The 13,750-nt window shown below is 67.0% G+C and carries 12 protein-coding genes and 1 pseudogene; 2 read left to right on the top strand and 11 right to left on the bottom strand.

The features are described 5' to 3' along the window. Positions 1-71: 71 nt before the first annotated feature. Positions 72-404 carry an AtuA-related protein gene (locus tag ACFPOB_RS05075; RefSeq protein WP_377796422.1) on the bottom strand — a complete coding sequence of 111 codons (333 nt, stop codon included), beginning with the start codon at positions 402-404 and terminating at the stop codon, positions 72-74. Continuing rightward, positions 401-1,747: an acyclic terpene utilization AtuA family protein gene (locus tag ACFPOB_RS05080; RefSeq protein ID WP_377796424.1), complete on the bottom strand. Its 1,347-nt coding sequence runs from the start codon at positions 1,745-1,747 to the stop codon at positions 401-403. Before ACFPOB_RS05080 ends, ACFPOB_RS05075 begins: the two co-directional genes overlap by 4 nt. Before the next feature lie 123 nt (positions 1,748-1,870). On the opposite strand from ACFPOB_RS05080, the gene ACFPOB_RS05085 reads away from it, so the two are divergent. Next, entirely contained in the window at positions 1,871-2,770 is a 900-nt protein-coding gene (locus ACFPOB_RS05085) for a LysR family transcriptional regulator (protein WP_377796426.1), read from the top strand. Between the two features lie 183 nt (positions 2,771-2,953). Next, positions 2,954-4,474: a methyl-accepting chemotaxis protein gene (locus tag ACFPOB_RS05090; protein ID WP_377796427.1), complete on the top strand. Its 1,521-nt coding sequence runs from the start codon at positions 2,954-2,956 to the stop codon at positions 4,472-4,474. Positions 4,475-4,507: 33 nt separating this feature from the next. On the opposite strand, the gene ACFPOB_RS05095 is transcribed toward ACFPOB_RS05090, so the two are convergent. From ACFPOB_RS05095 to ACFPOB_RS05135, 9 genes and pseudogenes are all read right to left on the bottom strand, one after another. Further along, positions 4,508-4,831 (bottom strand): SDR family oxidoreductase, encoded by a 324-nt coding sequence (locus tag ACFPOB_RS05095; protein WP_377796429.1) that lies wholly within the window; start codon positions 4,829-4,831, stop codon positions 4,508-4,510. Positions 4,832-4,913: 82 nt separating this feature from the next. After that, positions 4,914-5,075 (bottom strand): annotated as a pseudogene (locus tag ACFPOB_RS05100) (SDR family NAD(P)-dependent oxidoreductase); the annotation flags it as partial. 309 nt (positions 5,076-5,384) lie between these two features. Continuing rightward, entirely contained in the window at positions 5,385-6,257 is an 873-nt protein-coding gene (locus tag ACFPOB_RS05105; protein ID WP_377796430.1) for a flagellar motor protein MotB, read from the bottom strand. A 28-nt stretch (positions 6,258-6,285) separates the two neighbouring features. Next, the gene (gene motA / locus ACFPOB_RS05110; protein WP_092162253.1) at positions 6,286-7,143 is read right to left on the bottom strand and encodes a flagellar motor stator protein MotA; all 858 of its coding nucleotides are present in this window, start codon (positions 7,141-7,143) and stop codon (positions 6,286-6,288) included. Between the two features lie 333 nt (positions 7,144-7,476). After that, positions 7,477-9,960 carry a glycosyl hydrolase 2 galactose-binding domain-containing protein gene (locus ACFPOB_RS05115; protein WP_377796432.1) on the bottom strand — a complete coding sequence of 828 codons (2,484 nt, stop codon included), beginning with the start codon at positions 9,958-9,960 and terminating at the stop codon, positions 7,477-7,479. Positions 9,961-9,963: 3 nt separating this feature from the next. Beyond that, on the bottom strand, positions 9,964-10,977 hold the full coding sequence (locus tag ACFPOB_RS05120; RefSeq protein WP_377796469.1) for a DUF1839 family protein: 1,014 nt from the start codon (positions 10,975-10,977) through the stop codon (positions 9,964-9,966). A 5-nt stretch (positions 10,978-10,982) separates the two neighbouring features. Then, positions 10,983-11,903 carry an amino acid--[acyl-carrier-protein] ligase gene (locus ACFPOB_RS05125; protein WP_377796434.1) on the bottom strand — a complete coding sequence of 307 codons (921 nt, stop codon included), beginning with the start codon at positions 11,901-11,903 and terminating at the stop codon, positions 10,983-10,985. A gap of 4 nt (positions 11,904-11,907) precedes the next feature. Then, entirely contained in the window at positions 11,908-13,143 is a 1,236-nt protein-coding gene (locus ACFPOB_RS05130; RefSeq protein WP_377796436.1) for an acyl-CoA dehydrogenase family protein, read from the bottom strand. Then, positions 13,143-13,388, bottom strand: a complete 246-nt coding sequence (locus ACFPOB_RS05135) for an acyl carrier protein (RefSeq protein WP_291673656.1) — start codon at positions 13,386-13,388, stop codon at positions 13,143-13,145. The genes ACFPOB_RS05130 and ACFPOB_RS05135 overlap by 1 nt, the downstream gene beginning before the upstream one ends. Positions 13,389-13,750 lie beyond the last annotated feature (362 nt).

The following is a 13,750-nucleotide window of genomic DNA, read 5'->3' on the forward strand; positions in this document are numbered from 1 at the left end:
GCCCGAACTGCCCGACCTGCAGGATTTGCATGTGGCCGAGGAAGCGAACCTCGTTGTCTCGCTGATTCAACTCACGACGCCGCCTCGCGGCTCACGCCCGCCTCGGGCAGCTCGAGATCGAGCATCGCCGAGCTCAGGCTCTTGCCGTGCGGATCGAGGGCGAGCGAGCGAGTGACGCCACCACCAAGCGCCTGCTTCAGCACGAAGTTCAGCGCGCCGAGGCTCGGAATCTCATAGCGCGTCACCTCGCCGCCGACGATCGCGCCGAAATGCGCCTTCACCCGCACGGCAGTGACATAGTCGCGCAGGAGCGCGTAATCGCGCGGATCATAGGCGATCACCGAGATGTTCGAAGTGTCGCCCTTGTCGCCCGTGCGGGAATGGGCCAGTTCGCGCAGCTTCATGGCCGGCACTCCATGAGATGGACGGCCGGGCGAAGCAGCTCCTGCGGCAGATAGGCCGCTTGGATGCTGATGATTTCCCGGATGGATTTGGTGGCGCCGCCGCCGCCGGCAGGGCCGTTGGTGTAGAGGGCCTCGACCTCGTTCCCGATCTTGCGGGCCTCGTCGATGCCGCCGGTGCGCCCGGCGACGCGGACCCTGACCTCATAAGGCTCGCCGGCCGGTTTCGACAGGCCTGCGCCATGCAAGGCATCCACCCCGATCAGGCCGAAGGACAGTTCGGCGGCATCGACACCGGCGATCGCCAGCCGCTCGCGGACGATCTCCAGCGCGAGTGCGCCCCGGCTGCGGGCGCCCGGCCCGGCATAGGAAATCTGGCCTTCGCCGATGAAGCCTTCGGCGACGCCGACCGAGACCTTCAGCGTCGGCGGCCTCGGCGAGCCGGATGCGCCGCGGACCAACACGCGATCGAGCCCGACCTCCTCGACGGCGACCTGCGAGAAATCGGCCACTACGTCGGGCGTCAGATAGCGCGCCGGATCGTGGATCTCGTAGAGGATCTGTTCCTTGCAGGTGGCAGGGGTGACTCGCCCGCCCGAGCCCGCGACCTTGGTGACGACGACCGACCCGTCGGCATGCACCTCGCCGATCGGAAAGCCGAGGCGCGCCAGGTCCGCGACATCCTTGTAGCCGGGATCGGCGAAATAGCCGCCGGTGACTTGGCCGGCGCATTCGAGCAGATGGCCGATCAGCGTCGCTTGCCCCAGCCGCGGCCAGTCGTCCCAGCGCCAGCCGAAGTCATGCACCAGCGGTCCGACGAAGAGCGACGGATCGGACGCCCGGCCGGTGATGACGATGTCGGCGCCCACGGCCAATGCCTCGGCGATCGGCCGGGCGCCGATATAGGCATTGGCGCAGACCAGCGCCTCGCCAAGGTTCGAGATCGGCGCGCCGCTCTCCTCCAGCGGGGTCGCGCTACCGGCCAGATGCGCGTACACGTCGTCTCCGGTGATCGCGGCGATCGTCAGCCCGGACAGGCCGAGGTCCCGCGCGATCTCCCGTACGCGGTTCGCGGCCGCGAGCGGATTGGCCGCCCCCATATTGGTGACAACACGGACGCCGTTCCTGCGGCAGATCGGCAGGACCGCGCGGAGGCGCTCCGCGAGCAGCGGATCATAGCCGGCGTTCGGGTCCTTGCGGCGGGCCTGTTGCGCCAGCGCGATCGTCCGCTCAGCCAAGCATTCGAAGACGAGATAGTCGAGCGCACCCTTCTGAGCGAGCTCGATGGCCGGCTCGATCCGATCGCCGGAATAGCCCGCTCCCGCGCCGATGCGAACCACTCTCACGCCTCGTCTCCATCGGTTCGGCCGTCGGCTCGATGCCCTCGTTCCGTCTGATCCTCCTGATCTTGGGCCGATCTCATTGATTATACAATTGAATTTATTAGATATCAGTAATAGTACTGAACTATGAACATCGATTTCCGGCAGATTCGCGCCTTTCTGGCTGTGGCGCGGTATGAGAGCTTCACCAGGGCCGCGCAGGTGCTGAACCTGTCGCAGCCGGCGCTGACCGTTCAGATCCGCAATCTGGAAGCGGCGCTCGGGCTCAAGCTGCTGGACCGCAACACGCGGACGGTCGGGCTGACGCGGATGGGGCGGGAGCTCCTACCGGCGCTGCAGCGGATCATCGGCGATCTCGACGCGGTCCTGTCGGAGGCGCGCGATCTGGCAGGCGAGCGCCATGGCGTGGTGCGCCTCGCCGCCTTGCCATCGCAGGCCTCCGGCTTCCTGCCCGAGGTGATCGCACGCTTCCGCAAGGCCAATCCGCGGATGTCGTTCGTAATCAACGACACCGTCGCCAGCGGCATCGTCCGGCAGGTCAGGGAGGAAACCGTCGATCTCGGACTGACAGGCGGGCGCATCTTCGACGACGAGCTCGACATACTGCATGTCTCGCAGGACCGGATGCATGTTGTCTTTCCGAAGGAACATCCGCTCGCGCAGGTCGGACAGGTCACCTCGGACGCCCTTGGCCGGCATCCGCTGGTGCTCATGCACCCCAGCACCAGCGTGCGCGCCCTTGTCGACGCGGCCTTCGCCGCCGCGGGCCTGACCGTGGTCATCGCCGCCGAGCCGACCTACATGACGACGGCCGTGGGCATGGTCCGCGCCGGGCTCGGCGTTGCCATTCTCCCGGGCTCGGCGATGGAGGTGCGGGCAGAAACGGGGCTTGCCTCGCGGCCGATCGACGGCGCCGCCTTCGTTCGCGACGTCTCGCTGATCAAGCGATCGGGCCGGACGCTGCCGCCGGCCAGCGAGAGCTTCGCGCATGCTCTGATCGACGCCATGCAGGCCGAGCTTGGCTAAGCCCCTTGACCCGGTCGGCGCGGTCGGTCGGCGCCGTGATAGCTTGATCCAGGTCAATCCCGCTGCGATCAGCCATGCGAAGGCACGGTGAATTGGACTGCGGATGTGAAATCTTAATCCTGGCTCTTCCACAGCTCCTCACATCGACCGCGCGAGAGCGGCGATGCGTTGAGGAAAGAACCGATGTCTGCATCTGACGATCTCGCCCGGCGGCTTGAATTCCTGCAACTCGATGGACCCGCCCGGCAACGGATCCGCGATCTTGAGTCGACGATCACCGCGGCGCTTCCAGGCGCGCTTGACGCTTTTTATGCGCAGATCAAGGCCTTTCCGGAGACCATGGCCCTGTTCCGCAATCAGGAGCAGCTCGGCGGCGCCAAGACGAGGCAGGCCGCGCATTGGGCTGCGATCGCCAAGGGCCAGTTCGACGAGACCTATGTCGCGGCCGTCACCCGCGTCGGCCAGGTCCATGCCCGGATCGGGCTCGAGCCGCGCTGGTATATCGGCGGCTATGGGCTGCTGCTCTCGCAGCTGATCGGCAAGGTGCTGGAAGCCCGCTGGCCGAAGAGCCGTTTCGGCGCCAAATTGCCGGGGGCAGATGAGCGGACGGCCGAGATCGGCGCCATCGTCAAGGCCTGCCTACTCGACATGGATTATGCCATCTCGGTCTATCTGGAAGCCTCGGAGGCGGCGCGTCTTAAAGCGGAGGCCGGCGCGCGCGCCAGCGAGCAGGCCAAGGCGGCCGAGCGCGACAAGGCGATCGGCCTGATGAGCGAAGGCATGGCGGCGCTGGCGAAGGGCGATCTCACCGTCCGCATCGCCGAGGACATGCCGGCCGAGTATGCCGAGATCGGCACGCATTTCGACGACGCCATGGCCCGCCTCGGCGAAATGATCACGACGATCAAGACGAGCTCGACCGCCATCGCCGCCTCCTCGCAGGAGATCAGCGACGGCGCGGCCGATCTCGCCGAGCGCACCGAGGAGCAGGCTTCCGCCTTGGAGCAGACTGCGGCGACGACAGAGGAGCTCGCGGCTTCTGTAAAGAGCTCGGCCCAGGCCTCGCGCGCCTCGACGGCCCTCGCCGATGAGGCGACGGCGGTCGCGCGTAACGGCGGCGGCATCATCCGCGAGGCCATTGCGGCGATGGCGCGGATCGAGGATGCCTCGAAGAAAATCTCGGAGATCACGGGGGTGATCGATGGCATCGCCTTTCAGACAAACCTGCTGGCGCTCAACGCCGCGGTCGAGGCGGCGCGGGCCGGCGATGCCGGACGCGGCTTTGCCGTCGTCGCCGCCGAGGTCCGGGCCCTTGCCCAGCGCTCGGCCGAGGCCGCCAAGGACATCACCGGTCTGATCGGCACCTCCGGTACCGAGGTGACCGAAGGCGTGCGGCTGGTCGGGCTAGCGGGCGACACGCTTGAGCAGATCGTCGGCGCGTCCGGGCGAGTTTCGGCGACGGTCGGCGAGATCGCGACTGCGGCCGGCGAGCAGGCCAGCGGCATCGAGGAGATGAGCCAGGCCGTCAGCCATATGGACGAGATCACGCAGCGCAATTCCGTGCTCGCCGAGCAGAGCGCGACCTCGGCACGCATGCTGCTGACGCAGATCGAACGCCTCAACCAGCTCGTCGCCACCTTCCGCACGCGAGGCGATCACAGGCCATCCGCCATGGCCCCCGCGCACCGCAGCCGGGCGGCATAAGCCCCATTCCGGCTGGGTCACATCCGGCCGGCGTCAACCTTGAGGCGCTCCGCGGTGATCGAGGGTGATTGGTCGCTCGCCAGGAACGGGGCGGCGCGCGCCACGCGCTGCTTCAATTCGCCATCGACTGCGCCAGGGCAGAGCGCATTGACCCGGATGCGGTGGGTGCCGACCGGCCGCGACGGCCTCGGTGATGCCGATCACCGCGAATTTCGTCGCGGTGTAGGCGCTGCGCATCGGACAGCGGTGCAGGCCCATTAGCGACGACATGTTGATGATCGAGCCGCCGCCGCGCGCCCGCATCAACGGCACGCAATGCTTGATGCACAGGATCGTGCCACGGATGTTGATCGCCATGGCCTCGTCCCGTTGGGCGATGCCTCGCGACATCGGTCTCTTGCGAGACATCGGCGGCGATGGCCGGCGCGCCGAGGCCGACGGCGGCCTTGTCGAGCGAAGCCTGGGAGCGGCCGGCGATCACGACCTGCGCTCCCTCGTCCACGAACATCCTGGCGATCGCCAGGCCGATGCCGGTGCCGCCGCCGGTGACGATCGCGACCTTGTCGAAGAGGGCTGGAGCACGGGGCGATCGCCATGTCATGATGCAGCCTTCTCCTCACGGCAGCGCCTGATCGGCAGGCATGCGGCGGAGCTGCGGGGGCTGGAGGCCGGCGCCTGCTAAAGCAGCCAGAGACCGGCGGGACGGTCCGCTCGCGCCCCATCGTGGGCATGTGCAGTGCCCGGACTCGAGCGTCCGGCTGGCAAACAGCCTGACGTTATGGATGGCGTTTCGCGATCGACCAGCGCCGACGCCGGACGCGCATGCCCCGCGTCGCAATGATCAGCCTCTCGCGTCTCGTCACCTTGAACTCAATCGCGAGCGGACCGTGAGGCGGCCAGGACGATGTGTTCAGCGCAGGGGGGTCGGGGGCAATGGCGGCTCTTCATTAAGTAGAGTGATCCTCACCCGCCGGTTTGGCGAGATATAGGGATTGTCGGGGAAGACCGGCTCGGTGTCGGCGCGCCCCACCACGGAAGCGAAGCGGTCATTGGGGAATCCAGCCCCCGACAGGATCTCGCGCACGGCGAGCGCGCGTCCGGTGGTAAGGCTCCAGGGATCGACGCCCGCCGCCGAGCCCGGGCGCGCGGCGGCCGTATGGCCGGTGATCGCCAAGCGGTTGGGCAGGCGGCGCAGAGTGGGCGCGAGCGTCTCCAGCACGCGACGGGTGCTCGGATAGGGCTGGACCGAGCCCTCGGGGAACATGGAGCGGCCGGACTCGTCCATGAGCGCAACGTCCAGCCCCTCCTTGGTCGGCTCGATCACAATGTTGCGCGACATATCGGCAATCTCGGGCATGCTCTGAAGCGCCTGCCGGAGGCTGGCTATCGCGCTGTGGCTCGCCTGCTGGCCGGCAGCCGAGCGGTTGATCTCGCGGTCGCCGGTGCGGCCCGAGTTCGTCTGCTGCGCGCTGTCCTCCGGCTTGGCGGCCCCCCTCGCCACCTCGCGTGGCGCCAACGGCTTGCCGCCTGATTTGTCGAGGGAGGTACCCCACAGCATGCCGCCAGCGCCACTGGTGCTGGGGCTAACAGAGCCCGGCGCGAAATATTCCGCCAGGCCTTCCTTCTGCTCCTGGGTCGTCATGCTGATCAGCCACATCAGCAAAAAGAACGCCATCATCGCGGTTACGAAGTCCGCATAGGCGATCTTCCAGGCGCCGCCATGATGCGCATGCGCGGCCTTCTTGACCTTCTTGACGATGATCGTCTGGGCGGGCTTGGTCATCTAAGTCCCTGCGGGAGATTGGGCCGGGTTAGGCGGCGAGTTTGGCGGTCGCCGCTTCCACTTCGCTGAAGGTCGGGCGAACGTCGCTCATCAGAGCCTTGCGGGCAAATTCGACCGCCATCACCGGCGGCTGGCCGCTGATGTGAGCGAGGAGACCCGCCTTGAGTGACAGGAAGTATTTGGCCTCCGCCTCGAAGGTGCTTTTGAGCGACGCCGCCATGGGCGCGAAGAAGCCGTAGGCGACGAAGACGCCGAAGAAGGTGCCGACGAGCGCGCCGCCGATCAGGTGTCCCAGCACCTCCGGCGGCTCCTTGATCGCCCCCATCGTCTTGATCACGCCGAGCACGGCGGCGACGATGCCGAGCGCCGGTGTTCCGTCGGCGATCGACTGCATGGCCGAAACCAGCCGCTCCTGCTCCTGGTGGTGCGTCTCCAGTTCCTCGTCCATGAGAGCGTCGATCTCGTGAGCGTTGTTGGCGCCCAGCGTCAACATGCGCATGTAGTCGCAGACGAACTCGACCGCATGATGGTTCGCAGCAAACGTCGGGAAGGCATTGAACAGCGTCGACTCGCTCGGATTTTCAATGTGCTGCTCGACCGCGAGCATGCCCTTCTGCTTCACGAGCTTGTACAATGAATACTGCATCCCCAACAGCTCGACATAGCATTCCTGCTTATACTTCGAGCCCTTCAGGATTGTGCCGAGCATGGACGGCACGGCCTTGAGCACCGGCGGGGGATTGCCGATGACGAAGGCGCCGATCGCTGCACCGAGGATGATGACGAACTCGAACGGCTGCCAGAGGACCTCGAGGTGGCCACCCATGGCCGCGTAGCTGCCAAAGACGCAGACGAAGACAATGATTGCGCCGACGATCAGCCGCATGGCTTGCTACCCTCGCACCACAGCAGCTACAGCCTGCGCGAAGCCACTACCCATCCAACGAAATGACGGATCAAGGTTAAGGGCGAGTTAGAGACATGGCAGGCCTGGGGCGACAAATTAGCCCAGGGGAAGAAATCGGAGTGCAATGACCAGCCCGCGGATCGTCTAGTGAGCAGCGACGCTTGCGCATGCCCGCTGAGGGCCCATCGCGGCTAGTAGGCACCGGTCGCCCGGTTATGCGTGAATTCCGGCCCAGAGCTCCGTGGCCCTGCGTCGCTCCGCTCCTCGCAGGGACGGATGCGCGCTTCAATCAGGCCGAAATCGATCGAGTCTTCACGCCCCAGCCGCATAGCCGCCACGGTCGAGTGCGTTGACCGCGCGGACCTCGCCGCAGGGCTCACTGCTGGTGCCGGGGCGCCGATGCAGGCGGACCCGCCGCGGCTCGCCGGGCGCGAGATGGAACCAGCTGTGTTCCGGCCGCCAACCGTGATCGACGATCTCGACCGATTGCGCGAAGCGCCGGGTCGAGAGGACGAGGCTCCAATCGTCGCCTTCGCGCTCCAGCTTTGCGGCAAGCCCGCAATGATGGCGTTCATGGCCGCGCCCGAGCGGGAAATGAAAAGCCTCGGCCAAGACCTTGCCGCTCACAGCATCGCGCAGCACCGCGGAGGTCACGTCATGGCCGGGCGGGCCGAAGCGATAAGCATAGGCGATGTCGAAGAAGCGACCGATCAGATTGAAGGCCGACAGCGTCGTCTCCGAACGCGGAGCAAGCGCGACCTCCCGCTTCGCCTGGACCACGGCGACCTCGCCGGAGCGCCAGCAAGTCAGCTCGACGGTCGCAGCCAGCGGCTCGGGGCGCTCGTTCAGGACATGCAGGCCGAGCCCGTTGACGCCCTCGTCCGTGAGCGTGAGCTGGACCGGACGGAAGGCGCGGGCGAGCCCGTGCCAGGCGGATTTCGGTTCGCCGTCGCTGGCGATCACGCCCCAACCGGCGCCGGGTTGCAGGTCCTGCAGGAGCCAGACCAGCGCACCACGCGTGGGCGAGGCCGGCCGGCGCCATTCGGCGAACGTCTCCTCCATCACCTCAGCGACGACCGCGCGCGACAGGGCGAAATAGCGCTCGGGATCCTCGCGGCGCAAACGCGCCGGTTCAAGCCCGTAGAGCCGTTCGAGATAGTGGTCGCGCACATCCTCGAAATCCCAGGAGGCGCCGGCATCGCGCGGCACGGCGCGCTTCCAGTCGGGATGATGGGTGATGGCCGGCGGCTTGCCTGACCGAAGCGAGACCTCCTCCGGCACATTGGCGAAGGCGAGGCTCTCGGCGGCGAAGCGGACATGGGCGCGACGGGCATCGTCGAGCCCGCGCATATAGGCGCCGACGCCGTAATAATGCGTCACGCCCTTGTCGGCGACGAAGGGAAGCGGCCCGCCCGAGGGCGAGTTCGGGACATAGGCGATGTCCGGCCTGAAAGTGGCGACCGCCTGCGGCAACACCTCGTCGAAGACCGGGCCGGACCAGGCCTCGGGCGGCGCGCCCAGCATCGCCGATTGCTGGAAGACCTCGCTGCCGCCGCAGAGCACGGCGAGGCTCGGCGAGCCCTGCGCGCGGCTGAGCAGCGCCTCGGCCTCCGCCGCGATCGCGGCGCGAAAGCCGGCATCGCCCTGCGGATAGTCGAAATTGGCCAGCATCATCTCCTGCCAGACCATGATGCCGAGTTCGTCGCAAAGCGCGAAGAAGGCCTCGTCCTCATAGGTCATCACGCCGGGCAGGCGGATCATGTTCATGCCGGCTTCGCGCGCCAGCCGGAGCCAGGGCTCGTAAGCCGCGCGGCCGCCGGCCAGCGTGGTGACGTCGGCATTGCTCCAGCAGGCGCCGCGGCAGAACACCGGCACGCCGTTGACGATCAGGCCGAAACCCTCGCCATCCTCGCCGCGATCGACTTCGAGCGAGCGAAAGCCGATGCGCCCGAGACCGATCGTCTCGCCGTCGAGCGTCACGGTGAGATCGTGCAGCGCCGGTTCGCCATGGGTATGCGGGAACCAGGGTGTGACATTCCGCAAGGACAATGTGCCGGCTAATTTTCCTTCGCCGTCCGCGTGCAGAGCGGTCTCGCCACCCGCACAATGCATAATCCCGCGATCTGGCAGCAGCGCATTCGCGGCCAGTGACAGGCTGAGCGCAACGGTGCCGGTCTGTCCGTCGTAGCTCGTGCGCAGATCGGCGGCCTCGATCCTTGCAGCGCCCGCCTCGCTCTCGATCCGCAGCACCGGCCGATACGGCCCCGTCGGCAGGCCGGGCGGGCACCAGCCCGGCATCGAGCCGAGCGCGCTGGTGCGGAACCAGCGCAAGCCATTGGGCTGGATCATCGCCGGCCGCCAACGGGACCGGCGCGGGGCAGCGGCAAGCTTCGGGGCGAGTGCGCGGAAGCACAGCGCGATCTCGGTTCCGGCCGGGCAATCGACGGCAAGCTCGACGGGCACGAACATCGAGGCGCTATCGGCCTGCTTGACGCCACCGACCCAGATTTCCGTGACGGTCGCCAGCCCCTCGAAGCGCAGGCGTCCGTTCAGCGGTTCGATCAGCTGCGTGCGGTACCAGTGATCCTGCCGGTCGATCGCATCCGCCCTGGCATCGTCGAGCCGGCCGAGCGCGCGCAGCGTACCGGCGACCGTGCCGGGCACCGCAGCCTCCCGCCAATCCCCGCCTTCCGGCAGATCGGCCGGCGTCGTGGCGGCATCGGCAGCCGTCGCGAGCCAGGACCAGCCTGCGAGCGGCTCTACCCGTTGACCGCTACGCGCGACGATGCGGGCCATGGCTCAGCCGGGGAAGCGCTGCCCGAGCGCCTCGCTGACCTGATCGTGCTCACCGACGAGGCCGGCGAGAGTCGCGTCGAAGCGTTCGAAGCGCTTCTGCTTCATCGCCCGCGCCAGATGGAACTGCGCCACCTTGGCACCCTCGGCGATGCGCAGCGAGCCGTCACGCGCCGCGTCCAGCCCTTCGACGCTCTGGCCGAGCCAGGTCAGATGGCTGGCGAGCAGCTCGAAATTAGCGCCGAGCTGGCGCAGCGTGTTGAAGGCGTAATGGTGGAAGGCCGCACCCGACCGCTCGGCCAGCGCCTCGGCCTGTGCGGTCGCTACCGCCCGGAAGGCCGCGACCGGATTCTCCACTGGTCGGCGTGCGACATGGCGGGCGAGTAGTTTCAGCGCGATGGCGCGCAGCGCTGCCTCATCCGGCCGGCGCTGCGGCAGGCGCACCATCTCGGCATAGGGGAAGAGCGTGTCCTCGCGCATCTGCCCGGGCAGCAGCCGGAACAAGCCGTCGAAATCCTCACCCTCAGCGCGGTGGAGACCGTCATTGTGGAAGTAATCGAGCTCGCGGGCGGCGCGGTCGAGCCGGTTCACCGCGATCGTCGTCTTGCCGTGGCTGTCGCGATAGGAGACGCCGCGGGTGTCGGGCATGTAGAAGGAATCGAGTTCGAGCAGGACGAGGCGGCCGAGCGCGATCTGTTGCTCGATATGACCGATCAGATCGTCATAGAGCGCAAGCTCCGTCACCTTGAGGCCGTAGAGCGCCTCGAGGTCGTCGAGCGGCGGCTTGAAGAAGGTGAACTGGTCGCCCTCGAAATCCTGGGCGATCGTGAAGCCGAAGGCCGCCGCCGGCTCCAGGCCGAGCGCATGCAGGATCTCGATCCAGAGATCGGCATAGCAATTGGTCTGCGGCCAGTGCCGCTCGCCGGCATGCATGGCATGCCGGTCATAGGCGAGCGGATCGACCGGCAGGAGCCGGCCCGCCATGGCGGTGGGCGCGGCGATCTTGTGCTGGGCCGTCATCGCGCTCACGGCCAGAGCACGTCGCGGACCGAAGCGGGCCAGCGCTCGACATCGTAGCCATGGTGCTTGAAGAGAGCGAGGGCGACGCGCTCCATGCCGAAGCCGACGCAGGCGGTGTGGGCGGTCTCTCCGGCGGCGGTCTGAATGCCCCAAGTCGTGCCGAAATGGTCCTGATGGTAGTTGAAGGAGAGGCAGGCGGTCGGCTTCTCCTCGCTCTCGATCGGGATCAGCAGCTCGAATTTCAGGCGCTGGTCGCGCTGGTTGTTGGCGAGCATGCGCCCGGCGCGGCCGAAGAACGGATCGTTGGCGACGTCGAGATTGAGCGGCACGCCGAGCGAGGCCATCATCGCCTGGCCGCGTTCCAGCCAGGTCGCACGGAACTCCGTGACCTGCTCGGGCGTGCCGAAGCGGACATATTCGCGCATCCGGAAGAGCTGCATCCGGGCCGGGTCCTTCGAGGGCTCGTGCCGGAAGCAATAGGACTGGAGATCGAACAGCGCGCCCTCGGTCTTGAGCGGGCCGCGCTTGGCGACGACCGGATAGAGGGGGTAGCAGGCGGCCGGGGTCAGCACGACCTCGGTCGAGATCTGCCCGTCGGTCCAGTCGACGCCGTCAGCCACATTGTGCAGCAACTGGGCATGGGCACGCTCGTCGCCGGCAAAGGAATGCACGGTGCCGGCGAGCTGCGGGAAGCTCTTGAGATAGCCGCTCTTCTCGAAATGCTTGCGGCTCATCGCCGGCGGAAAGCGCACGATCTCGGCGCCGTCCTGGCCGCCATGGCGGGTGATCAGGTCGTCGAAGCGGGCGATGACCTCCTCGAACAAGCCGCTGCGGCCATAGAGGCCGTCGACGCCGGTGTCGATCAGCAGGCCGCTATCGATCAGTTCCGCGAGGAAACCCTGCGGCTGGGGGCAGTTCTGGCACATGCGATCACCTGGAGAGGCTGGGGTCGTGCTTGTAGACGGCCAGCAGGTTGGAGGTGTTGCCGAGGATCCGGTCGTTGTTGATCATGATCGGCGCCGAGAGCGCATCGCGCATCAGGCGCGCCAGGCTGGCCGGGCTGTCATTGCGATAGCCCTGGATGCCGCAGATCAGGAAGGCCTGCATCACGATCTCGCCGACGCTCTGCGAGGCCACGACCTTGATGCTGTTCATCGCCACGACGAAGCCCATCGATAAGAGCTCGTCGGCATCGCCGCGGGCGCGCTCATAGCGGTCGAGCCCGGCGACGACGAGCGCCTTGAACTGCTGCAGGCGGGCGAGCAATTCGGCCAGACGCAGCGCGCTCGGCGGGGTCGAACCCGGGCGCTTGCGGGCCTCGCTGCGCACGAAGCCCTCGGCACGGGCGACGGCCTCGGCCGCGATGCCGTACCAGACCGAGGCCCAGAGCAGATGCGCGTTGGGCAGCATCGACTGCGCTGCGATCTCGGCGAAGGAGACCGGGATGATCTGCTCGGCAGGCGCGCGCCCGGAAAAGGTGAAGTTGTCGGAGCAGGTGCCGCGCATGCCCATTGTGTCCCAGGCGGCGCTGCGCTCCAGCGTGTACTGGTCCTTGGTCAGGACGGACATGACCTGGTCGGAGGGCGGGGCCTCGGGCGTGCGCCTGGAGGTGATCAGGATGGCGTCGGCCTGCGCGCCGTAGGAGATCAGGCAGCCTTCCTTGTCGAGGGTGAAGTCGTCGCCTTCGCGCACCACGCCGCAGATCGACGAGCGCAGATCGCCACCGACCCCGCCGCCCTCGGTTGTGGCCGAGGCGAGCAGCAATTGCTCGCGGGCGATGCGGGCCATGAAGGAGGCGTGCCAGGGATCGTCGTTGCAATGCACGGTGAGGCTCGACGCCTTGATCTGGTGCATCGCATAGATCATGCCCGTCGAAGCACAGGCCTGGGCCAGCACCGAGCAGATCTCGGCGATGGTCGCAAGGCTCGCTTCCTCGCCGCCATGGGCGGCCGGGATCATGATTCCCAGCAGGCGCTCGCGCTTCAGCGCCTCGAAGGCCTCATGCGGGAAACGCGATTTGGCATCGACGTCGCCGGCGTGCTCGGCTGCGACCTTCGCGATCTTGCGCGCCTTGGCGATCATCGCCTTCTGCGCCTCGGCGCTGGCGCCTGATGTTTCCGAGGTGAGCTGGTAGCCGGCTTCGGCCAGGCGGGCGAGGGTCGTCATCAGACGTGCTCGCTCTGGATGGTGCGGATCGCGTTCTCGATCGCGGCGATCGAGGCGAAGTTGCGCCGGTTCATCATGTTGTCGGGGAACTCGACCTCGAACGCCTCCTCGAGCGCCATCATCAGCTCGACGGTACCGAAGGAGGTGAGGCCGGCATTGTAGAGATCGGCCTCGTCGGCGAGGGTTGCGACATCGACCGGCAGCTTGCCGGTGGTCTTGAGGATTTCGCGGATCCTGGTCTTCATCGTTCGGTCCTGCCCTGTCTGATCGACCGGTGCCGCCTAGCGGCCCCGTCATGGTGCGACTTTGCCATGCTGCGGGAGACGCTTGCGCCAGGGCGCTCGCGATCGCCGTCAGAGGGCTTCGGTCGGCTGATTTGACGCCGTTTTGTTCGTTGCGTCAGGGCTAACGCATAAAATTTAAAGTTACCTTGCACCCGCAGCAGAAAGACTGGCTGATGTGCTTCAGGTCCTGGCGTCTGGAGATGTGGTAAACAGCAGATTGCGACGAATACTCGATTTCTAGAGTATTTTTCGATCATCCTGTTGAGTCATTCCGGCCGCAGCGAAGCGGCACAGCTCCGGGATGACGAGCTGATCCGATCAGA

Origin of the sequence: Allobosea eneae, assembly GCF_042657265.1 — a bacterium.
GTDB classification, from domain to species: domain Bacteria; phylum Pseudomonadota; class Alphaproteobacteria; order Rhizobiales; family Beijerinckiaceae; genus Allobosea; species Allobosea eneae.